This window comes from Eisenibacter elegans DSM 3317 (genome assembly GCF_000430505.1).
Taxonomy (GTDB): domain Bacteria; phylum Bacteroidota; class Bacteroidia; order Cytophagales; family Microscillaceae; genus Eisenibacter; species Eisenibacter elegans.
The window spans coordinates 43,912-65,623 of record NZ_AUMD01000011.1 but is presented as its reverse complement, the minus strand read 5'-3'; the positions used below and the strand labels follow the sequence as shown (position 1 = coordinate 65,623).

24 protein-coding genes and 3 tRNA genes are annotated in these 21,712 nt (G+C 47.6%); 17 read left to right on the top strand and 10 right to left on the bottom strand.

Features of this window, described 5'->3' with window-relative positions:
- Window positions 1–29 precede the first annotated feature (29 nt).
- Window positions 30–371, bottom strand: coding sequence for a translation initiation factor (locus tag G499_RS0100900; RefSeq protein WP_026998377.1), 342 nt, complete (start codon window positions 369–371; stop codon window positions 30–32).
- A 6-nt stretch (window positions 372–377) separates the two neighbouring features.
- Complete coding sequence (locus G499_RS0100895) at window positions 378–1,619, bottom strand: vWA domain-containing protein (protein WP_026998376.1); 1,242 nt, start codon at window positions 1,617–1,619, stop codon at window positions 378–380.
- A gap of 299 nt (window positions 1,620–1,918) precedes the next feature.
- On the opposite strand from G499_RS0100895, the gene G499_RS0100885 reads away from it, so the two are divergent.
- The 3 genes from G499_RS0100885 to G499_RS21635 all read left to right on the top strand — a co-directional run bounded on the left by G499_RS0100885 (window position 1,919) and on the right by G499_RS21635 (window position 3,397).
- A complete protein-coding gene (locus tag G499_RS0100885; RefSeq protein ID WP_026998375.1) occupies window positions 1,919–2,356 on the top strand; it encodes a GNAT family N-acetyltransferase in 438 nt (145 codons plus the stop codon).
- Entirely contained in the window at window positions 2,353–3,099 is a 747-nt protein-coding gene (locus G499_RS0100880) for a YqjF family protein (RefSeq protein WP_051295806.1), read from the top strand. The genes G499_RS0100885 and G499_RS0100880 overlap by 4 nt, the downstream gene beginning before the upstream one ends.
- Window positions 3,100–3,244: 145 nt before the next feature.
- On the top strand, window positions 3,245–3,397 hold the full coding sequence (locus tag G499_RS21635; protein ID WP_154658266.1) for a hypothetical protein: 153 nt from the start codon (window positions 3,245–3,247) through the stop codon (window positions 3,395–3,397).
- A 54-nt stretch (window positions 3,398–3,451) separates the two neighbouring features.
- Here the strand turns inward: G499_RS21635 and G499_RS20790 are convergent, their stop codons facing one another.
- Both G499_RS20790 and G499_RS0100865 read right to left on the bottom strand, forming a co-directional pair.
- Complete coding sequence (locus G499_RS20790) at window positions 3,452–5,473, bottom strand: M56 family metallopeptidase (RefSeq protein WP_051295805.1); 2,022 nt, start codon at window positions 5,471–5,473, stop codon at window positions 3,452–3,454.
- Complete coding sequence (locus tag G499_RS0100865) at window positions 5,470–5,865, bottom strand: BlaI/MecI/CopY family transcriptional regulator (RefSeq protein WP_035726208.1); 396 nt, start codon at window positions 5,863–5,865, stop codon at window positions 5,470–5,472. Before G499_RS0100865 ends, G499_RS20790 begins: the two co-directional genes overlap by 4 nt.
- A gap of 250 nt (window positions 5,866–6,115) precedes the next feature.
- On the opposite strand from G499_RS0100865, the gene G499_RS0100860 reads away from it, so the two are divergent.
- The 6 genes from G499_RS0100860 to G499_RS20785 all read left to right on the top strand — a co-directional run bounded on the left by G499_RS0100860 (window position 6,116) and on the right by G499_RS20785 (window position 11,806).
- Window positions 6,116–6,640 carry an NADPH-dependent FMN reductase gene (locus tag G499_RS0100860; protein ID WP_026998372.1) on the top strand — a complete coding sequence of 175 codons (525 nt, stop codon included), beginning with the start codon at window positions 6,116–6,118 and terminating at the stop codon, window positions 6,638–6,640.
- A 99-nt stretch (window positions 6,641–6,739) separates the two neighbouring features.
- A complete protein-coding gene (locus G499_RS0100855; RefSeq protein ID WP_026998371.1) occupies window positions 6,740–7,327 on the top strand; it encodes a hypothetical protein in 588 nt (195 codons plus the stop codon).
- Window positions 7,328–7,625: 298 nt separating this feature from the next.
- On the top strand, window positions 7,626–8,039 hold the full coding sequence (locus G499_RS0100850) for a hypothetical protein (RefSeq protein ID WP_026998370.1): 414 nt from the start codon (window positions 7,626–7,628) through the stop codon (window positions 8,037–8,039).
- A 44-nt stretch (window positions 8,040–8,083) separates the two neighbouring features.
- Window positions 8,084–8,854, top strand: coding sequence for a 3'-5' exonuclease (locus G499_RS18245; protein WP_051295873.1), 771 nt, complete (start codon window positions 8,084–8,086; stop codon window positions 8,852–8,854).
- A gap of 41 nt (window positions 8,855–8,895) precedes the next feature.
- On the top strand, window positions 8,896–9,714 hold the full coding sequence (locus G499_RS0100840; RefSeq protein WP_425387247.1) for a purine-nucleoside phosphorylase: 819 nt from the start codon (window positions 8,896–8,898) through the stop codon (window positions 9,712–9,714).
- Window positions 9,715–9,976: 262 nt separating this feature from the next.
- Window positions 9,977–11,806, top strand: a complete 1,830-nt coding sequence (locus tag G499_RS20785) for an ATP-binding protein (protein ID WP_026998367.1) — start codon at window positions 9,977–9,979, stop codon at window positions 11,804–11,806.
- A gap of 61 nt (window positions 11,807–11,867) precedes the next feature.
- On the opposite strand, the gene pth is transcribed toward G499_RS20785, so the two are convergent.
- Window positions 11,868–12,434, bottom strand: coding sequence for an aminoacyl-tRNA hydrolase (gene pth, locus G499_RS0100825; protein WP_035726203.1), 567 nt, complete (start codon window positions 12,432–12,434; stop codon window positions 11,868–11,870).
- 167 nt (window positions 12,435–12,601) lie between these two features.
- On the opposite strand from pth, the gene G499_RS0100820 reads away from it, so the two are divergent.
- Together G499_RS0100820 and G499_RS0100815 are read left to right on the top strand one after the other, a co-directional pair.
- The gene (locus G499_RS0100820) at window positions 12,602–12,805 is read left to right on the top strand and encodes a hypothetical protein (protein ID WP_026998365.1); all 204 of its coding nucleotides are present in this window, start codon (window positions 12,602–12,604) and stop codon (window positions 12,803–12,805) included.
- An 82-nt stretch (window positions 12,806–12,887) separates the two neighbouring features.
- The gene (locus G499_RS0100815) at window positions 12,888–13,109 is read left to right on the top strand and encodes a hypothetical protein (protein WP_035726196.1); all 222 of its coding nucleotides are present in this window, start codon (window positions 12,888–12,890) and stop codon (window positions 13,107–13,109) included.
- Between the two features lie 154 nt (window positions 13,110–13,263).
- Here G499_RS0100815 and G499_RS0100810 read toward each other — a convergent pair whose 3' ends face one another.
- Window positions 13,264–13,701, bottom strand: a complete 438-nt coding sequence (locus G499_RS0100810) for an organic hydroperoxide resistance protein (protein WP_026998363.1) — start codon at window positions 13,699–13,701, stop codon at window positions 13,264–13,266.
- Between the two features lie 152 nt (window positions 13,702–13,853).
- Here G499_RS0100810 and G499_RS0100805 point away from each other — a divergent pair.
- Window positions 13,854–13,927 (top strand) — tRNA-Arg (locus G499_RS0100805).
- Between the two features lie 287 nt (window positions 13,928–14,214).
- Here the strand turns inward: G499_RS0100805 and G499_RS0100800 are convergent.
- The 4 genes from G499_RS0100800 to G499_RS0100785 all read right to left on the bottom strand — a co-directional run bounded on the left by G499_RS0100800 (window position 14,215) and on the right by G499_RS0100785 (window position 17,164).
- A tRNA-Asp gene (locus G499_RS0100800) sits at window positions 14,215–14,291 on the bottom strand.
- A gap of 62 nt (window positions 14,292–14,353) precedes the next feature.
- Window positions 14,354–14,430: transfer RNA gene (locus tag G499_RS0100795), tRNA-Asp, on the bottom strand.
- A 159-nt stretch (window positions 14,431–14,589) separates the two neighbouring features.
- The gene (gcvT, locus tag G499_RS0100790) at window positions 14,590–15,681 is read right to left on the bottom strand and encodes a glycine cleavage system aminomethyltransferase GcvT (protein WP_026998362.1); all 1,092 of its coding nucleotides are present in this window, start codon (window positions 15,679–15,681) and stop codon (window positions 14,590–14,592) included.
- A gap of 55 nt (window positions 15,682–15,736) precedes the next feature.
- Window positions 15,737–17,164, bottom strand: a complete 1,428-nt coding sequence (locus tag G499_RS0100785; RefSeq protein ID WP_026998361.1) for a hypothetical protein — start codon at window positions 17,162–17,164, stop codon at window positions 15,737–15,739.
- A gap of 193 nt (window positions 17,165–17,357) precedes the next feature.
- Between G499_RS0100785 and rbfA the strand changes: the two genes are divergently transcribed.
- The 5 genes from rbfA to gldD all read left to right on the top strand — a co-directional run bounded on the left by rbfA (window position 17,358) and on the right by gldD (window position 21,692).
- Window positions 17,358–17,729: a 30S ribosome-binding factor RbfA gene (gene rbfA / locus G499_RS0100780; protein ID WP_026998360.1), complete on the top strand. Its 372-nt coding sequence runs from the start codon at window positions 17,358–17,360 to the stop codon at window positions 17,727–17,729.
- A gap of 311 nt (window positions 17,730–18,040) precedes the next feature.
- Window positions 18,041–19,123 carry an A/G-specific adenine glycosylase gene (gene mutY / locus G499_RS0100770; RefSeq protein WP_051295804.1) on the top strand — a complete coding sequence of 361 codons (1,083 nt, stop codon included), beginning with the start codon at window positions 18,041–18,043 and terminating at the stop codon, window positions 19,121–19,123.
- A gap of 130 nt (window positions 19,124–19,253) precedes the next feature.
- Window positions 19,254–19,709 carry a single-stranded DNA-binding protein gene (locus G499_RS0100765; RefSeq protein ID WP_026998358.1) on the top strand — a complete coding sequence of 152 codons (456 nt, stop codon included), beginning with the start codon at window positions 19,254–19,256 and terminating at the stop codon, window positions 19,707–19,709.
- A gap of 26 nt (window positions 19,710–19,735) precedes the next feature.
- The gene (gene gldE, locus G499_RS0100760; RefSeq protein ID WP_026998357.1) at window positions 19,736–21,109 is read left to right on the top strand and encodes a gliding motility-associated protein GldE; all 1,374 of its coding nucleotides are present in this window, start codon (window positions 19,736–19,738) and stop codon (window positions 21,107–21,109) included.
- A complete protein-coding gene (gene gldD / locus G499_RS0100755; protein ID WP_026998356.1) occupies window positions 21,096–21,692 on the top strand; it encodes a gliding motility lipoprotein GldD in 597 nt (198 codons plus the stop codon). The genes gldE and gldD overlap by 14 nt, the downstream gene beginning before the upstream one ends.
- The last annotated feature ends 20 nt before the right edge of the window (window positions 21,693–21,712 follow it).

Below are 21,712 nucleotides of genomic sequence, written 5' to 3'. Positions count from 1 at the left end.
AGCCCCTTACTCCAGTTTTATCAGGCGGCTTAACCGCCTATTTTTTTAGCCTGATAACCTTCTGCTACCAATAGCTGCACTACTTTGTCGACAAAATCCCCTTGTACCAGAATTTCGCCGTCTTTGGCGCTCCCTCCCACACCACACTTCGTCTTGAGCCATTTGCCAAGCGTTTGCAGGTCTTCGTCTGTGCCTACAAATCCGGTAATGGCCGTAACCACCTTTCCTTTGCGGGCTTTGGCATCGCGGCTTACGCGCAGCTTTTGCTGGGCAGGGGCTAAGGTCTCTACTATTTCGGGGCTGTCTTCTTGGTATTCAAAATCAGGGTTGGTAGAATACACAACTCCTTGTCGGTTGTTTTTTTTGCTCATTGCTTGTTATGTGTTCATTTTGATTTTAATGCCTTGTAAGCCTTGTATTTCGGGCAAATCCGCACCTTGTGGTGCTATCAACCAAAGCATTGGGCAAACAGCCTTTTGCTCAGGGATAGCGGCATAGCCATCGGTAAAATAAACCATCGCATCAGGACGATAAGTCTCGTTGGCATAGCGTATGGGCGCATCAAACGCTGTTCCGCCGCCGCCACTGATTGTTTCGGGAGGCGTTCCGTTATAGAAATACGTTTGGTGAATTTCGGTATCACATTCGACCACGCAAATCTCTGCTCCTTGCCGCCAAATGTGTGCCATTTCTGCAAAAAAGAGTTTGAGCTCTTCCATCCCTATACTGCCCGAAGTATCGATAGCGACCAAAATCTTCTGTTTACGCTGGATTTTGATTCCCGGGCTTGTACCATAGCGCTTTGAGGGGCGGCGCAAGGTGTTGCGCAGCCGTGTTCGGGCACTGCTATACGTAAAAAGGCGCAAGATACGCCGCCAATCAACGCTGGGCTGTAGGCTACGTTCAAACTGCTCTAGGTACTCCGAAAGCCCTTTGGGCATATTGCCGTAGTTTTTGTTACGCACTCGGTCAATGGTCTCTTTCAGGTGTTCGTTGAGCAGGCCATCTACAATTTGGCGCTCTACATTGCTCAAGCCCTCAAAACTCTCCCAGAGACGGTGTTGTTGTTGGTAGCGGTGTGCTTGGTCTAGCAAACGCTTGAGTACCTGCCACGACTGGTGTTGCTGTGCTTCTGGGCTGTTGGGCTGGTCTACAAACTGTTGGTAGAGTTGCATCAACACCTGATAGTAGTGGTCGAGGCTCTCGTGTGCTGGCAGCGCCAACTCCGGAAAGCTTTCGAGCAAGATAGCCCCTTCAATAAGCTGCTCTGGCAAGATATACTGATTGACGACCAAGTCTGCTGCCACATTAAAAATCAGCTTATGCTGGAAATCCTGAATGCGTAAGACGTGTTTGAAGACCAAATGCAGGATTTCGTGCTTCAGTCCCCCCATCTTATAGTTTAGACTATGGAGGTCTTCTTGCCAAAAAATGGGGTTGATATGCAAAATCATAATATTCTTGCCCTTATCATAACTTACGGCCAAGGTCGGAATACGGGGATTGGGTTTGCGCACCAAACCGGTGAAAAAATGACCATAAAAAGGCTCTTGAATAAGCATCCGGAAGCTCACCTCTGCGATGCTATCTAATAGTTGGGCGGTATTGATGACGGTCATAAGAAAGGGGTAAAATCAGGTGCCTTTTCGTGAAGGCAGAAAATGGCGCTTGAATGACTATATAGTGCTGTCTACTGAAACAAGACTGTATTTGTTTTGCTTTAATCACATTTAGCTGCAAAAGGTAGCCATAGGCAAAAGAAAGTTACGGCTTTTTTGGGCAAAATCAAAAAAATGATGACCTTGGTGATGTCCCAGGGCTTTGTAGCTTTTGTCAAAAGCTACAACCTATGCCAAAATATACCATAGGCGCATAGTCTTGTTTATTTACCCCGATTAGGTTCTCATATTTCCTACAAATGTATACCACCCTCCACATCACACAACCCGAACAATTAGCCCAAGCCCATCAAATAAGACAACAAGTATTTGTGATAGAGCAAGGCGTGCCCTCAACACTGGAGCTTGACCAACACGAGTCCAGCGCTCATCACTATCTCTTGCTCCACACCCCCACGGGCAACCCTTGCGGAGCCGCTCGTTGGCGCTATACCGACAAAGGCATCAAGCTGGAACGCTTTGCTGTGTTGGCCGCTTACCGCAACCAAGGCGCGGGTTCTGTCTTGCTTAGAGGGGTATTGGACGATATCGCTCGACAAGCTCCCAAAAGGACTTTGTGCTACCTACACGCCCAGTCGCCTGCGGTGTCGTTTTACCTGCGTGCCGGTTTTGTGATTAGCGGAGAAGCTTTTGAAGAAGCGGGCATCGAACACTACCCAATGCTTTTACCCTTATGACCCCAACAAACACACCCCTGACCCAACAACCTGTTTTCCTCAAAGCCCGATGGGAATATCTGGCTATGGCCAATTATGTGATTGACCCTAAGGTGCTTATCCCTTATTTGCCTCGCCATACATACCTCGACTATTGGAACGGGCAGACATATGTAAGTTTGGTGGGATTTATGTTTAGAGATACCCGCGTTTTGGGGCTGCCTATCCCCTGGCATCGCCACTTTGAGGAAGTCAACCTACGGTTTTATGTGGTATTCAAACATACTGATGGTAGTTGGCGGCGTGGTGTGGTGTTTGTGCGCGAGATAGTACCCAAATACGCTATTGCTTGGGTGGCCAATGGCCTCTATAGAGAACATTATAAGCGGATGCCGATGGGACACGAAATCATTCACCAAGCCGACAGGCTGTCGGTAACCTATACTTGGGGCAAAAAACAAAACCCGCACAGTTTCCGGGTGGAGGCAGACCCTCGCCCACAGCCGCTTAACCCCAATTCTGAAGCAGCATTCATCACCGAACACTACTGGGGATACACCCGATACAGCGAGCAAACTACCTTGCAGTATGCCGTTGAGCACCCTACTTGGGATGTGTTTGAGGTACAGTCATACCATATCCAGCTGGATACAGCGGCCCTCTACGGTCAGGTGTTTGTGCCCTATTTGGAGGCCGCACCTAGCTCGGTGTTGCTGGCCAAAGGCTCCGAAGTCAAAGTTTACAAAGGGGAAAAATGCAAGTAACATTTTGGTCATTTTGCGCAAAAATCAGGTATTTACCTGAGGCCAAATACAGTCTTTGAGCCTTGTAAAGTCCCCTCATTAGGGGCTAACTTTGTATTGCAAAAATGACACACACCCACTACCCTTGCGATAGTAGCATTTTAAAATGAAAAGATACGACACCCAACAGCTCCTACAGTCGCTCAATGAGACCGTAACCGAGCTAAAACAAGTACGTGAAATTCGTACGGCTATGCTCGAAAAAGTAAAAGCAACCCTAGAGCAAGTAAGCGCCTTGGAGCAAGCCAAAAAATCTTGATTTGGAAAAAAGCCTGCTGGAATCCCAAACTCCTGGCAGACTTTTTTATGGGGCTTATTCTGCCCAAATCTTACGGTACTTTGGTTCTAAATCAGTAGGTATTTTTTTTCCGAAAAGCTTTTTGACTTTTCCGTCCTTGATGATAATCTCTGAGCCGTTACTGTAGGAATCTTCTCCTTCTTTTAGAAGGCCATCTTTGCGCATTTCGCTGATTAACAACTTGTGTTTGGTTTTAGTATCCATCTTTGAGCGAAAAACGAAAGCCATAGTCGCATCAGGGATTTCAGGAATTTCGCTAAATACCAAGTTCTCGGCCCAACGCTGCGCATTTTCGGCAAATTTTTCAGCCCACTCGGCTTGGCGTTCGGCCCATTCTGCTTGGCGCTCCGCCCATTCTGCTTGGCGTTCGGCCCATTCGACACTTTCCTCAAACTGAAAGTTGAAATTGCCGGCATCTTCGTAGTTAAAGAAGCGTACACTGTTTTTGACTTCATCGATTTGAGACTCATAACGGGCATAATCTTTGGGCTCAATAGTTTGCCCTCCGTCTTGTAGCTCTAAGATATTGCCGTCTTTGTCAAGTTTGATAAACAAACCGTCTCTTTGCCAAGTAGTCTCTCCAACCTGCCCTCTCATCATAATGGTTTTTGAACCTCTCAGACTATCCCTGTTGACTTGGCGGACGGCTGCCAAGCGTCGTTCAATGTTTTGCTTTTTGGGGTCAAGCCGTATGTTGATGGTCTGTTCGGGGTTGTTGGGTCGGATGCGCACCTGCTGCTCATCAATCTGAAACTCATCAGCATACTGCTCATAAGCTTCTTGCGGAATCGGTTGCCCATCTTTAAAAGCCTGTACTTGCCCGTTTTTATCGACCACAATCATAAAGTTTTGGCCAAAGCGGATAGTATCTCCAGGTAGCCATGGCAGTGTTTGAGCTGTTGGCATCAGGTCATTTTCCTTGTTTTTGAGGGCATCGATATAGACTTCTTGGGTCTGTAGTTGATCCATATCATTGATGCCGGCCTGTGCGCCCCAAGCAGCCACCCCCAAGAAGAATACCAGCAAGCAGGCAGCCCAGAATCCTTCGGTAAAGGTGGCCTGTGTGCGTGGTTGTTGCATCACACGCTTCACACGCGTCAGCAAAGAGCCTCGCGTACCCGAAAAAGCCAAGGCCGGCACTCCCAAGCGCAGTTCCTCAACGGCTGCCAGCGTACGGGCAAAAGTAAGGGGGTCTTGGGTAATTTGTAGCGCAATATCATCGCAACAGTGTTCGCGCTCTTCTCGAATGCGGGCGGCAATCCACCACATAGCCGGATGAAAGAAGAGCACAATCTCTACTACCGATTGCAGGAGGTTGACCAAATAGTCGTGACGGCGGATGTGCGCCAGCTCGTGTGCCAATATCATTTCGACCTGAGAGGCTGATAGCCCAGCCAGTGCCCCTATGGGTAATAAGATGACCGGCTTCAGAAAGCCGATGGTCATTGGTACTTGTACCAGGGCCGACTCCAATAGGTTGACCGTCTTACGGATACCGATGCGTTCGGCCAGGGCCTGGGTTTGGTTCTGCCAATGTGTGGCAGCAGCAAAAGTTTTGTAGTGCCGGATACGCTGCAAGTAGGCAATACCGCCCAATAGGCGCAGCATCAACACACCTACCCCCAGCAACCATAGCGTTACCAAGAGCGGTAGTTGTTGCTCGAAGTAATGTTGATATGTCTGTAAATACTCCTCCAAAGTTTGGGGCGACGATGCAGCCACAGTACCCACGAAGACATAATCAGCTGCCGTTTCGGGCAGGGTATAGGCAGTAGCAGTGTTTATTGTAGCATCAGCAGGTTTGGATTCGGCGCGATAAATCGTCCAAAAAGTACCCAAGCAAAGGCAGCACAAGGCCACCAACGCTGATACCGACACCACATAGCGCACCCGGGCGGAGTTTTTGCGCAAAAAAATCAAGGCCAGAGCCAACAACATCGCGATGGCTACGCCTTGCCATAGGGCGTGTAAGAGTGTCCAACCCAGGGCCTCGGTCAATTGGGTAGGTAGTGGCTGAAAATTCCAAGCAGTTTTCATTGAGCACCTCCTTTTTGTTCTAGTTCGTCCAAAAGTTTACGAATTTCGTCAAGCTCGGCCTTGCTCGTTTTTTTATTGCCAAGTGCCTGCATGACTAGGTTCATGGCTGAGCCGCCAAACAGACCCTCAACCAGCTTGTTGAGCATCGTGGCCTGCAAATCCTCTTGCTTAATCAAAGGACGGTACAGGTGGCTTCGTTGGCTTTCATTACGAGAGAGCAAGCCCTTCTCAACCATAATCTGCATCAGCTTGAGTGTAGTGGTATAGCCTACCTCATCGTTGCGTTTGGCGTTGAGCGCCTCGTGTACTTGCCGTACAGTGGCCTCTTGCCGTCGCCAAAGCTCTTGGAGTATCTCCAGCTCTGCTTCGGTGGGTTTGGGAATTTGTGCCATAGGTTTGCGGTGAAATTAAAGGAAGTGAAAATGTATAGTTTAACAGTACGAATTGAATCGTAGGACAAATATATACGAAGCTAATCGTACTAGCAAATATTTCGTACGAAATTTTTCGTTGTTTGAATGCTTTGCAATTATGTCACTCAAAATCAATGTGTTATGTTTGTTAAAAAACCTTTTCTGGAGGTGCTATGTTTGAAAAGCTACAATTTCTCGTTTTTTGAGCATATTATCCAAGCCCCAAGATATGACCACCGTAATTGTTGGTACCAACCGCCCCAATTCGCTCTCGCGCAGCTTTGCCGAATATTATGTAGACCTCTTAGAGGCGGCTCAAGTAGCTGTACAATTGCTCGACCTAAGTCAGTTGCCTGAAGATTTTATTTTCTCGGCGCTTTATCAGAACAGCGGCAAAAACCCGGCTTTCCAACCTTTTCAAGAGATGATAGATCAATCTGAGCGACTGGTCTTTGTAATACCCGAGTACAATGGTTCTTTCCCCGGTGTGCTCAAAGCCTTTGTAGATGGCTTGCGCTACCCCGACACCCTACAGGGCAAAAAAGTAGCCCTTGTAGGCTTAGGTTCTGGTATCCAAGGGGCCAGCCTAGCGCTCAGCCACTGGGGCGACATTTTGAGCTATTTGGAAGCCAATGTACTGGGCTTTCGTGTCAAAATTCCGCAAGTACATACAGTGCTCAAAGACCGAAAGCTCAACAGCCCTTTCCATCAGGAACTGCTCCAAAAACAAGTGCAGCTTTTCCTAAATTTCTAATCGTTGATTAAACCTTTGCCCTAGGCTTGCATCTATAGTCTGTAACCTCGTATATTCGGTTGCTGTACTTAATTATTCAACATCAAATTCTCAAGCCTTATGCAAAAACGACTGTCAGCCTTTTTACTGATTGCGATCCTATCTATCGCCCTACTCCCTACAGAGCTTTGGGCGCAAGGCCGTGGAGGCAACCGCAGCCCCGAAGAGATGGCCGAACGCAAAACAGCCAAACTCGATGAAGTAGTCAAGCTGTCGGATGCACAAAAGACAACCATCCGCGCCGCACACCTCGAAGCCGAACAAAAGCGCGCCGAGGTAAAAGCCCGTATCAAGGCCAAATACCCCGATAAAGAGCAGATGAAAGCCAACCGTGGCCAAGTAAAACAAGAGTTTGGCCCCGAAATGAAAGCCATCAACCAAGCCCGCAAACAGACCATTCAGGCAACATTAACCCCCGAACAACAAGAGGCCTGGAAAGCCTATAAGGCCGAACAGCGCCAAAACCGTGGTCAAAGTAACCGTATGCAAGATGGTAACAAGGGCGGCAACAAGGGTGGCCAAGGCGGCAACAAAGGCGGTCAAGGTGGCAACAAAGGTGGCCAAGGCAAGGGAAAAAGCCAACCTGATGATGCCAACGAAGATGTATATGATATCGATGAGGACGACGACGATGAGTACGGCCTATAGTTAGGCTCAAAAGTCTACAACAGACGGTTTACAGCAGGTGTTGGCTGCCCCAAGTCGAGAACGCTAAAAACATTACTTGCTATATACCCCCCTCTACAAAACACCCGTACCCTGTGTATGGGTGTTTTTATTTTTTAGGCTCAAAATCAGACACTAATTTTGAAAAACAAAGAAAAAATAGTACTTTAGGAGTGTGGGTTTATACAAAGTATCTCTCCTGTTGTTTTAGCTATTTAACAAGCCGCTGTAGCGCATAAGCCCACACTAAACACTCACTACAAACTAACTTGATAGGATTATGCACAACAACATTGTTTATTTCAATGAGAAGTTCTGCCAAATCACCTACGATACGGACAGCAACATCATCACAGCCCGTTGGTACGGGTATCCGCTGCTGGCCAATATTCAGCGGGGAATGGAGGTTTATCTTGATATTATGCAAAACCACCAATGCAACAAGCTTCTCTCTGACCTTGGCAAGGCCAAAGGAACCTTTACGGTAGCCAACGATTGGATAGCCAACGATTGGATGCCCCGCGCTCTCAGAGCCGGATACCGAGCCTGCGCTATGGTTTATCCTGATGATGTGTTTACTAAATTTGCCCTCAAAGAGCTGAATCAGAAGTATGAAAAAGCACGACTCACCAACTTTGTGCTGAAATATTTCCACAAAGAAGAAGATGCCCTGTTATGGCTGATGGCCATCTAAGCATTCTTTGCTATCTTTACAGCCTGACCTGTTTATGGCTTTTTATGTGGACAACCCAACAACTGAGCAATATTTTATTCTTAGACATCGAAACTGTCCGGGCGACAGCCAAGTTTGAGGAGCTTTCGGAAGACATGCAGCGCCTTTGGGAGCTGAAATCCCGAAGCCTCAAACTCGAAGACCAAAGCCCGGCAGAAAGCTATGCAGACCGAGGAGGCATCTATGCAGAATTTGGCAAGATTGTCTGTATCAGTTTTGGGATGCTCCACGGCCTTGATAGCGCACAGCCCAGTCTGCGGCTAGGTTCCTTTTATGGTGCTGATGAGCGCGCTATCTTGGCCGACTTCAAACAACTGCTGGATGAAAAACTCAGTGGCGAAAAGTACCGCAATCTTGTATTGTGTGCACACAATGGCAAAGAATTTGACTTCCCCTATATGTGCCGCCGCTATATTGTACAGCAGATTCCGCTCCCCAAACTGCTCCATATACAAGGTAAAAAGCCTTGGGAAATACCCCACCTCGATACGATGGATTTTTGGAAATTTGGCGACTGGAAAGCCTCTACCAAGCTGGAGCTACTCTGCCATCTCTTGGGCATTCCCTCTCCCAAAAGCGATATGGAAGGCAGCCAAGTCAATGAGGTTTTCTGGGACGCGCAGCATCATCGCAAGATAGCCCGCTACTGTGAGCAAGATGTAGGCGCTATAGCCCAGCTGATGTTGCGTTATTCCCTACAACCCCTGATTGCAGCAGAACATATCAGCTACTCCATTCCTGAGAACCCTACGTTAACAGACGACACACAAGCTTAATTATATTTATTCTTGATTTTTCACCCTTCTTACTCTATATCATAGTGATAGCAGAACTCGAAGCAGCGTTGGCCTACATCCGCCAACAAACTGACCTGCGCCCCAGCGTAGGCATTATTTTGGGCACAGGCTTGGGCGGTTTGACCCAAGAAATCAATATCAGCCACACGATAGACTATGCCGATATCCCGCACTTTCCGGTATCTACGGTAGAATCACACAGCGGCAAACTTATTTTTGGTACTATTGGCTCACGTACGGTCGTGGCTATGCAAGGGCGCTTTCACTATTACGAAGGCTACTCCATGCAGCAGGTTACGTTTCCGGTACGGGTATTGAAAATGCTCGGCATTGAGACCCTGTTTGTGTCTAATGCTGCCGGTGGGCTCAACCCTACCTACCAAAAAAGCGAGTTGATGATTATCAATGACCACATCAACCTACTACCTGAAAACCCTCTGACAGGCAAGAACTTAGACCAGTTTGGGGTACGTTTCCCGGATATGTTCCACGCCTACAGCCCCAGCTTGATTGCAAAGGCTCTGCAAATAGCGCCTTCGCTGGACGTAAAGGTTCACCAAGGGGTGTATGTGAGTGTATCGGGACCTAACCTCGAAACACCAGCAGAATACCGTTACCTAAATATCATCGGAGCAGATGCGGTGGGTATGTCTACCGTGCCAGAGGTCATCGTAGCCCGACATATGGAGTTGCCTGTATTTGCTGTATCAGTGATTACGGATTTGTGTTACGAAGGGGCTATTCAGCCTGTTACGGTGGCAGAGGTTATCGAGGCAGCTCACAAAGCCGAGCCAAGTCTCACCAAACTAATGTGCCAGCTCATCGAACAATTGGAGTAGGCCTAAACTATTGTGCTGCGCCAAAATAGGTGATTTATGCGCCACATTGCCAAGCATTTTGGGCGTGAAATAGGCCATACACTACCGCTTGGGTGCTCACACAAGCAAGGGCAGAGGGCCCTGCTTCCACAAAAACAATGGAGAATCAAGGGTTTACCTTGGCTCTCCATTGGGTATCAAGCAAAGCTATGCTTTTTCGTTCGACTGTTGTCTATTTATCCGGCTTTTTCGTTTATCCCTTGCCAAACCTAAACCCCAAGCCATGTTTCGACGCTTTCAGTCCTTACGTCATCAGTTTTTGCTTACTTTTTTGGTATTCAACCTTATCTTGGGCTTGATTGCTTTGATAGGTTGGTGGCTATACCAAAGGGATTTGAAGGCCATGCAGCGCTTCCAAACCCTCGAACATACCCTGCTAGAGTTGGTTCACCTGATTTATACAGAACACCACCTGCTCTACGCCACCAACGATACAGATGAACAACCAAGCCTAACACAACTACGCTCGCGTAGGCTGCGCTTCGAGCAGTTACAACAAAACCTAGACAGCACCTGTAGCTCGACCGTAGCCATAGGCAAACCTTGGGGAGCGCTCTGCGACTCTATTCAACAACTCAAAACATCGCTTCAAACCTACGACAGCCTATTTATTACGGCCTACAATCGCCGCCAACTCCCGCAAAACTTCCTCACCGACCAAGGACTTGAGGCCGCCATGTATAGGCAAATACGTCAATGGCCTACTCAACAAGCCGCTACCGAAACACAACAACGCTTGTTAATCTACTTTTTGACCCACCACGACAGTCTCGTGCCTAGCTTAAAGTCAGATTTAGAAGCCCTAGCGCCAAGCATCCAAGCCCATCGACAAGCCTTACACACCTTGGATAGCCTGCAACAAGCCTACAATCAACATCAATCACCTTTGGCGCTATCCACTGCCCAACAAAAGCAAACCTCCGAACGCCTGTTCCGCTTTGCCTCCCAGCTCCACGAGCTGGCCGAAGCCCAAAAACAACGGCTATTTTATACCTTCTTGCTTATATTGGGTATCTCGGCGGTCTTTTGTACAGCAGTAGTTTATGGGTTCTCCAGCCGATTGGTCGGTATTATGCTCCGCCTCTCCGAAACTATCCAACAGATAGTACGCGAAACTTTTGGCAAGGCCTTGCCCAGCCCTGCCAAAAGTGAGAACGAAGTACGGCAACTGATGCAAGTTTTTTATGGGATGATTAATGAAGTACGCCAACAGCTGGAGGAAATTCGGGAAACTACCCAGGCTATGGAGCTTCAAAACGAAGAACTGAACCAAATCAACCAACATATCAGCGCCTCGGAAGAACGAATGCGCCGCCTCAACAATGTCAAAGACCGCTTTTTCTCTATCATTTCTCACGATCTCCGCAGCCCGCTGCGCTCTCTTTTGGGCTTTACAGACTTGATACGCCATCACGCTGCAACGCTAGAGCCACCACAGTTGGAGCTATTGGCTACAAACCTCGAAAAAGATGTAAAACGAGTGCTTGATTTGCTCGAAAACCTGCTCAACTGGTCTTTGTCTCAAACAGAAGAGATTGATTTCAAACCCGAAACCGTTGGGCTCAGCCAAATCATTGCCGAAAACACCGCTCTGTATGAACAAGGGGCTCAAGAGAAAAAAATCAGCCTTGTGCTCCAACTCGACAATATCGCCCAAACAAAAGTATGGGCAGATGCCAATATGTTGGCTTTTGTGGTCAGAAACTTGGTTTCTAATGCGCTCAAATTCACCAACCCTGAGGGAGAAGTACGTGTAACAGCCCAAATCTCCACAGAGGAGGTTCGCGTAAGTGTTTGGGATAATGGTATCGGAATAAGCCCTGAGGAATTGGAAAAGCTCCTACACTCCGACAAACACATCTCTACCCCGGGCACAGCACAAGAGAAAGGGACAGGCTTCGGGCTATTGCTATGCAAAGATTTTGTACAGCGCAACGGTGGGCAGCTTAGTATCCAAAGCAAGACCGCCCAAGGAACAGAGGTGGCCTTTACGATTCCCCTAGCCCTTCACCAAGCCACTACTGACACCAACCTAGGTCGGCAAAAACCCTAATACCATACACAAAGCAGCACTAAAGCCCCATCTGCTTCCCCCATCTCTTCTACGCCACGCCCTACTTTTTGTTAAATTGATTCATCGCCTGTTCCAAGCCAATGGTCGTGATGGCTAACAGCGCATCACAAGAGGTCTGTAATGGCTCTAGCAAGGTGTCGAGCTGCTCTTTAGAGAAATTGCTAAGCACATAGTCTGCTTGTTGGCCTTTCGCATACTCATTGCCAATCCCAAAACGGAGACGGGCATACTGTTGTGTGCCTAACACATCTTCGATATTTTGCAAGCCATTGTGCCCACCGGCAGAGCCTTTGGAGCGTAAGCGCAGCTTGGCATGTGGCAATGATACATCGTCGGTAACGACCACAAGATTATCAACGGTTATTTTTTGCGCCTGTAGCCAATAGTTGACGGCCTTCCCGCTGAGGTTCATATAAGTATTGGGCTTTAGCAAGACCAAGGTACGGCCTTTATATTTGGCTTCGGCCACTTCTCCGTGGCGTTGTTGTTCGAAATTGACCCCTAGTTTATCCGCCAGTTGGTCAAGCACCAAAAAGCCGATATTGTGTCGTGTTAGTTCATATTCCCCGCCGGGATTGCCCAGCCCTACTATCAGATATTTATTCATAATCCGTACAAAAAACCTGTTTCTTTAACTGTTACAAAGATATAATACCCCTTAGAGCGGAGCAATGTAAAAACTTTTAATTTTTTTTCACATTGATGGGTTACCATCTTGAGCTTGGGGTATAAAAGACGAAATTCAAACAAACACAAACACAAACATTTTCATTTATGAAAAAGACCTTGTTAGCTTTGTTGTTCGCCTTCGGCGCAATGACCTTCACAGCTTGTGGATCAGCTGAAACTAAAACTGATGCAGCTGAAACTACTACTGAAGAAGCTCCTAAAGAAGAAGAAGCTCCTAAAGAAGAAGCTCCTAAAGAAGAAGAAGTAGTAGAAACTGCTGATTCTACTAAAGTAGAAGAGAAGAAGTAATTTCAACTCAAGCCGGTTGTCCATACAATCGGCTCTCTGTATTGCACTTAATTTATCTATTCACATAAACACAACAATTGTCATGAAAAAGACACTATTGGCTATCTTGTTCGCTTTTGGCGCAATGACTTTCACTGCTTGTGGCGGTGGCAACGAAGCTACTAACGAAGCTCAAACTGAAGAGACTACTGAAGAGACTACTGAAGAAGCTCCAGTTGAAGAAGCTCCTGCTGAAGAGGCTCCTGCTGACTCTGCTGCTACTGAGAAAGTAGAAGAAGCTCCTAAAGAAGAAAAAGCTAACTAATTAGCCCTTTCATCATTAGAAAACGCGAAGTACGACTACTTCGCGTTTTTTGTTTTATACCAAGATTCGCTCGATTTGAGCATTCACGGGGCTTGATTTTCTTGATAATCAAGGGTTTTCAGCGAATACATTTCCCAAACCTAAGCACCCTATTCTACAAAGTAGGCGCTTCGGCAACCGCTTTTACGACTACCTCTATATTGCCTCTCGTAGCCAGAGAATAAGGACACACTTGGTGGGCATCATCTACTACTTGCTGAGCTTCGGCTAGCGAAAGGTTGGGCAGGTGTACTTCGAGTATGGCAGCCAATCCAAAGCCTCCTTCGGCACGTTTGCCTAGGGTTACTTGTGCTCGAATAGCCGCCCCGCTCACATTGCGGCCTTTGGCTACTGCGCCAATAGCACCACCAAAACACGCCGCATACCCAGCCGCAAACAACTGCTCAGGGTTTGTAAATTCGCCTCCGGGGCCTTGCATCGCTGTCGGCATGCGTACCAACAAATCAAGTACACCGTCTGATGATTTTACTTGGCCATTGCGGCCTCCAGTGCTGACCACCTCTGCGGTGTAAATAGGAGTGAGATTGCTCATAAAAATTGGGGGAGTAGATTAGAAAATAACATCGGCCTCGGCCTATGCCCTTAGATGCAACACCTGAGACCAAACACTAGGGCAAGTTATAAAAAAAATATCCATCAACGGATGTCTGTATTAAGATTTTGCTTACTTTTGTAAGCTCAAAAGCACCCGTGGCGCAATTGGATAGCGCATCAGATTTCGGCTCTGAGGGTTGAGGGTTCGAATCCTTCCGGGTGCACATCATTACCACAAACTACCGCAGTTTGTGGTTTTTTAATGCCCTATTCACGCCACTGGACATTTTTCAAACCCCACCGTTAAAACTGTGGGCTAAGCCTCATTTTATCGCCAAAATGAGGCCTCAGCTTGTCTCGGAGCTACTTTTCCAAAAATGTCCAGTGGTGTGTGTACCCTATTTTATACCTACTGCTAAGAACGCCCCTCAACAGCCGCTTTGTGGCTATCTATAATCACACACTTATGTGTAAAAACAAAAAGCAGCACACTCTGATGAATGTGCTGCTTTGGCGGAACGGACGGGACTCGAACCCGCGACCCCCTGCGTGACAGGCAGGTATTCTAACCAACTGAACTACCGCTCCTGAGAGAAATTCCGAAAATTCAAGGGAGAAAAAAGCAGTGCTTTTTTGAATAAGCACTGCTTTGGCGGAACGGACGGGACTCGAACCCGCGACCCCCTGCGTGACAGGCAGGTATTCTAACCAACTGAACTACCGCTCCTTCCTTGAATGTGAGTGCAAATGTACGCGCTTTGGGTTTACTGTCCAAACTTTGGCTACAAAAATTTTGCAAAAACATAATAAGCCCTTGATAGTGAGCTTATTTTTTAGCTCCCCCAAGACTGGCTATACAGCTTGGGAAGCTAAAAAGGCGTTATTGTTATACAAAGGGCAACTTGGTTACTACGGCCTGATAGTCTTTATTGCGTACGCGAATGTGGATAGTAGTGTCGGGCTTGGCAAGCTCGGCAGGCACATACCCCATTCCGATGCCAATATTGAGCAAGGGCGACATTGTACCAGAGGTTACACGGCCAATGACTGTACCTTGTGCGTCAACAATCTCGTAGCCACCACGCGGGATAGCCTTATCTACCATTTTGAAGCCCACAAGTTTTTGGGCTACACCCTGCTCTTTCTGAGCTTTGAGGGCTTGGCTGTTGATAAAGTCTTTGGTAAACTTGGTAACCCAGCCAAGGCCGGCTTCGATGGGCGACGTGGTATCGTCGATGTCGTTGCCATAGAGGCAGAAACCCTTTTCGAGGCGCAGGGTATCGCGAGCGCCAAGGCCGATGGGTTGGATGTTGAAATCCTTGCCAGCCTCAAAAACTGTACGCCATACCTTTTCGGCCTGAGCGTTGGGCACATATAGCTCGAAGCCTCCGGCTCCGGTGTAGCCTGTGGCTGAGATAATGACATCGGGCACACCGGCAAAAGTAGCTTTTTGGAAGGTGTAATATTCCATATCGGCCAGCCGCACTTCGGTCAGGCTTTGCATCGCTTCGATAGCCTTGGGGCCCTGTACGGCAAAGAGCGAGGTATTTTCGGAGATATTTTCGAGCTTGGCATCAAAGGTATTGTGTTGGTTGATCCACTGCCAGTCTTTGTCGATATTGCCAGCATTGACCACTAGTAGGTACTCTTCGGAACCCATACGGTACACCAGCAGGTCGTCGACGATACCGCCCTTGTCGTTGGGGAGATAACAATACATCACCTTGCCGTCATAGAGCTTGGCAGCGTCATTAGACACTACATACTGGATGAGATCTAGGGCTTGCGGGCCACGCACCATAAACTCGCCCATGTGTGATACATCAAACACGCCCACTCCTTGGCGTACGGCAAGGTGCTCTTCTTTGTCAGAGCTATAACGCACAGGCATCGAGAAGCCGGCAAATTCGACCATCTTGGCACCCAGTTCTTCGGCGTGTAAGCGGTCGAGGGCTATGGTTTTTATGTTGTTTGTCATCAGATTTGTATTGATTTGTTTGAGCTATGAGTACGTATTAGAAATCCTCCAGCGCCTATTTCTGCTGCTTGTTATTTTGTAAATGATAAATGTGACGCTGCTTGGGATTGGCTTGGTACTGAGCAGCCAAGAGCGGTAGTTTGTCAAATACCCGAGGCATTACCTTGGCGTGGTCGATGATCAGCTGGGGAGGGTTTTGGGTAAAGTTTTCTTGAATGTTGACCAACACATTGTACTTGTCCAGCGATTCGAAGTGCCTTTTGGCCAAGCGCCAATTGAGGTATGGTGTAGCTGCGCTGCCATAAAAGTAGTCGCCAGGGTTATTCCCCGTAATAAACAACTTTTTATCTTGAGCCAAATCTGCCGAAACACTAGGCTGTGTTACCAATTCGTTGGGATTGACCCAGGCCTGCCCATCGGCAAAATGAACACTGCTATTGTAAGAAAAAAACAAGACTGAAAACAGAAATAAGGTAAAGACCAACTCCTTGGCTAGGGTACTGCGCAAGAGCAAGAAGTAGTGGCTTATCAAAAAACTAGAAGCCGGGATGGCCATTATCCAACTACTGGGCGAGATAGAAGACCCCAAGAAAGCCGCCAACACACTGACCACCCACCAGAGAATCATCACGTTTTGGCAGCGCAACTGGTAGTTGGTGTAGCGCGAAGGCCCATAAAGCCTGCGGATGGCCAAAAACAACAAGAGCAAATGCCCCACAAACAACAAAAACAAGTCCTTGACTTCCATCAAGAGGCGTGGGCTGAGGTAGAATAGCGGGTGAAAATAATTGAGATACAGCTCATACTCTCGGTCGCTCATATAAAAGACCAAGAACATCACCAAGATAGAAAACACAAAGGCAAAGCTCATCGAAATATAACCTACCAACTTGGTGGGAGTATATAAAAAAAATACGATTACCGGTACCAACAACAAAAGCAAGGCCGGCAAATATAACAAAGTAGCCACCCCTAGGTAGATGCCTATTTCGACATAGGACTTACCTCGACGCTTTTCGCTGACCTCGCTAAAAATTAGGTTGATGACCCAAATCAACAAAGTGTTGGCCATCAAGGCTGGAGAGAGCGTATAAAAATCCATAAATGAGCACATCAACACCACATAAATCAGCGCTGGTAGCATGGTCAAATCTTGGTATACCTCTCTGCGCAAAAACAGTTGGTTGAGCATCAGCGCCTGTACAAATACCAAGGCCATTGCTAGGAGCTGATAGACCCAACGGGCTTTACCAACCAACAAGTCTAGCAGCCAATATATACCAGCAGCCAACGGGCTGATATCATCCCACACATCGACATATAAAAAATAACCTTGGTGTAGGCGCTCCCCAATTAACATCCTCAAAAGCTCCTCGCGCAATAATGGCAGCCCATATACAAACACTGGCAGGTAAAGAACCAATAACAGCAAGAACAAAAAAAAGTATTTGTATAGTGAGCTGATGCGGAAAAAGCTAATCATAGTCGGGGTTTACAAGTTAAGTGTGTCATTTGAAACCAGTATCGAACACCGTTCCTCACTTTGCGCCAAAGGTTTAGGCTTTTTTTCGTACCTTTGTGCAATAATAGTATCTCTGTGCCCGCCTAATCTGGTCGGATTAGGCAGCACGAAAATACTAAAAACTTATCATCAAATACAAAAAAGCACAAAGGTTATGGAATCACAACGTCAGCAAAAAATGGCACGCCTGCTCCAGCGCGAGCTTGGGGAAGTTTTCCAACGCGATGCCGTGCATTTGTTCAATCAACAGTTCATTACCATCACCGGCGTGCGGATCACTCCAGACTTTGGGCAGGCGCGGGTTTACTTGAGCTTCTTGATGGACAAAAACAAAGACCAAGCCCTCGAAGATGTACAAGCGCAAACCAAAACCTTGCGTCAGTATCTTGCCCAGCGTATCAAAAACCAAGTACGCATTATCCCTGAGTTACAGTTTTTCTTAGATGATACCCAAGAGTATGCCGCTCGCATTGATGAGCTGCTTTCGAAGCTGGACATCCCCCCAGCTGACGAAGACAAGCACTAAAGCTATCTCTTTCCACCCAATTACCATTGGTTTGGGAAATCAAATCCTGTAAATCCCAAAATCTTGTGGATTTTGATATAATTGACTTGTTGTTATGAAGTGCCCGTGTTTGCTCACGGGCATTTTGATTGCGGTATGGTGTACGTTGAGCAAACACAAAGCCCCTTGGCGCAGTTGTGTTATCACCATTGTGTACCGAGATTTATTTGATGCGCAAAGATGTTCAGTACATATATTGCCCCAACCAATTTTGATGGGCAATATTGCTTATTCCTCGTTTTCCCTTACTTATCTCCGCAGCACCAACTGCCATGCATTCCTCATTGACTCTAGCTCACCCCGCCTCTGAAAGCTTTACGGCGCTGCTTTTGGACTGGTTTGAAGCCAACCAGCGCGATTTGCCTTGGCGACATACCCACGATGCTTATCATATCTGGCTTTCCGAAATCATCTTACAGCAGACCCGCGTACAGCAAGGCCTGCCCTATTATGAGCGTTTTGTGTCAGCATACCCCACCATCCAAGACCTAGCACAAGCTCCAGAGCAAGAGGTCTTGCGTCTTTGGCAAGGGTTGGGGTATTATAGTCGTGCCCGCAATATGCACGCTGCCGCTAGGTATATTTGGGAGGAGCTTGGCGGGCAATTCCCTGACAATTACCAAGCCCTGCTCCAACTCAAAGGAGTGGGTAAATATACTGCGGCTGCCATTGCAGCCTTTGCCTTTGGAGAGCCGGTGGCGGTGGTCGATGGGAATGTGTATCGGGTATTGTCCCGTGTTTTCGGTATCGAAACAGACATCGCCCAATCCAATGCCCATCAAGTTTTTGCGGCGGTAGCCCAAGCCCATCTCCCCCCAACAGATGCAGCCCGCTACAACCAGGCTTTGATGGAATTTGGCGCACTCCACTGTACCCCCGCCAAACCCAATTGCCTCTTCTGTCCAATGCAGGCTGAGTGTGTGGCTTTTGCCAAGGGATGGCAACAAAAATTACCCATAAAGACCAAAAAAATAACACAAAAAACCCGCTACTTCCACTACCTCGTATGGGAATTTGAGGGGCAGCTCGCCTTGCGAGAGCGCCAAGACAAAGACGTTTGGCAGGGGCTCTACGACTTTGCGCTCTACGAACATCCCCAGCGCCAAACCCCCGAAGAAGTATTGGCACACATTGCCCCCCCAAGCCTAGCTACGCTCCAAAGTAGGTCCAAAGTATACAAACACCTCCTGACACACCAGAAGATCTATGCTCAATTTTGGCACTTCAAACTCCACCAAAAACCTGAGAACCTCCCCCATAGCCAAGGCATCCAGTGGTTTGATGCAGCGGCCTATGAGGCTCTGCCCAAGCCTATCCTGATACACAATTACTTGCAAGATATTTTCGCAAATTAATTCCAAAATATTTGCTACTTTTGCGATGAATTTGCTAATATTAGCCTGTCAACAAAAGCGGCGGTGCCAGAGCTTATCCTTGTGGCCGCAACCTATTATTACTATCCATCTCTAAACTTTCCCTAAACCTATGGCAAGCTTAAACAAAGTCATACTCATCGGCAACTTGGGCAACGACCCCGAAGTGCGTGAGTACAACGGGCGTAAAGTGGCCAATTTTTCTTTGGCTACTAATGAAGTATACAATGACAGCAATGGCCAACGCCAAGAACGAACCGAATGGTTTCGTGTCTCGTTTTGGGGCAATACCGCCGAAGTCGTAGAGCGATACCTCAAAAAAGGCTCACAGGTATATGTAGAAGGCCGGTTGAGCACCCGCGAGTACCAAACCCAAGACGGCAAGACCCGGTTTTCACTCGAAGTAAGTGGCCAATCAATGACTATGCTCGGCAGCCGTAGTGATAGCGGCGGCGGCAATAACTATACCCCCCCCAACAGTGGTAACTACGGCAATAGCAATATCGGCAGTACCCAAGCCGTGAGCGAGCCATCAGCCCCTAGTGGAGATGATGATTTGCCCTTCTAACTATTTTTGACCAAAATCTCCAAACCTTGGACAACCCAGACCCTGATAGTTCACTCCTGATTGCTGCCCTTGTTCTTAACAATACTGCCCTTCCGGCGTGGCAAGCACCTCTAGGGTTTTACCTGCTTAGTATCCTCTTGATGGGGATACTTTTGCTGCTTTCGGCCATTGTGTCAGGCTCAGAAGTGAGCCTTTTCTCGCTCTCGCCTGAAGAGCTAGAACACTGCCAACAAAGCAATACCCCCACCGATCGCCGTATAGTAGCCCTGCTAGAACAACCACGCCTGCTCTTGGCTACTATCTTGATTTTCAACAATCTCATCAATGTTTCGATTGTTACGCTTTCTACTTTTATCACTTGGCAAATTGTAGGCAGCAAAACCCCGGAAGGGGTGGTAGTGTTGGGGCTTACAACGACGGTTACCCTCCTGATTTTATTCTTTGGAGAGCTGCTGCCCAAGGTATATGCCAATCGTTGGCGTTTGAGCTTCGCCCGTACAGTAACCCCGCTCATAGGCTTGGCCGTAACGGCGTTCAAACCCTTGTCTTTTTTGCTGATGTCGATGACACACCTCATCGAAAAACGGGTACAACACAAGGGCTATCGCTTCTCTACTGATGAGCTAGATACAGCTATACAAATGACCACTGACAAGGCCAGCGAAAAAGAACGCGAAATCTTGAAGGGCTTGGTCAACTTCAGCCACCTGACGGCCAAGCAAATTATGACAGCACGCCTCAATATTGTCAGCCTTAGCAAAGAAGCTAGTTTTGCCGAAGTACTCGAAAGTATCAAAGAACACGGCTATTCCCGCGTGCCGGTCTATGGTGATACCATCGACCGTATCGAAGGGATTTTGTATATCAAAGACCTACTCGAACACCTCGACCAACCACCGCTTTTTGATTGGACGAGCCTGCTGCGCCCCAGCTACTTTATCCCCGAACAAAAACGCATCGACAAGCTACTCAAGGACTTTCAAGAAAAACGTGTCCATATGGCGATTGTTGTTGATGAGTATGGAGGTACGGTAGGGTTGGTAACGATGGAGGATATCATTGAAGAAATTGTAGGTGAAATCAATGATGAATCGGATGAGGCCGACAAAGACCGCCTCTTTATCAAAGAAAGCGACCACAGCTTCTTGTTTCGTTCACACATCCCTTTGGTAGACTTTGCCAAGGTGGTAGGTGTCGAAAGTCATTATTTCGACCGAGCCAAGGGCGACAGCGAGTCGCTGGGGGGCTTGTTGATAGAGATGAGCTCGGGTTTGCCTAAGCTTGGCGATGCCATCAGCTTTGAGCAGTTTGTCTTTACGGTAGTCTCAGTAGATAGCAAAAAAATCAAAGCCATCCGTGTGCAAATTCAAGAAAAACAAAACGCCCATGAGAAAAGATAAACGCCTTGGCCTAAGTTGGGCCGCTGTGGTGGTATTGTTGTTATTTAGCCAGTGTGGCAGCCCCAGCTATGTCCCCAAGCCCAAAGCTTACAACCGTATAGACCTGCCTGTTGCGGCCTATCAGGCCTTGGCCAGTGATACGCTGCCCTATCAGTTTGAGTATTCCGCATATGCCCATATCCGACCCGACTCATCGCACATCGCCGAGCCTACTTGGATACATATTGTGTATCCAAACTTTCAGGCCGACATCCAGATCACCTATAAGAATATCGCCCAAAATCCACAATATTTACAAGAGTACATCGACGATGCGCATAAACTAACCTCCAAACATCAGGTAAAAGCCTATTCCATTGATGAGACCATCATCCGAACCCCTTTGGGTAAAACAGCTGCTGTATATGAAATAGAGGGGGATGTGCCTAGTCAATTTCAATTTTATATGACCGACTCCACCAACCACTTCTTGCGTGGCGCAGTTTATTTCCGCACATCGACCAAGAACGACTCTCTAGCCCCCATTATAGAATTTCTCAAGAAAGATGTGCTCCAACTTATCAATACCGTAACGTGGCGATAGTTGGGCTGGATATGGGGTGA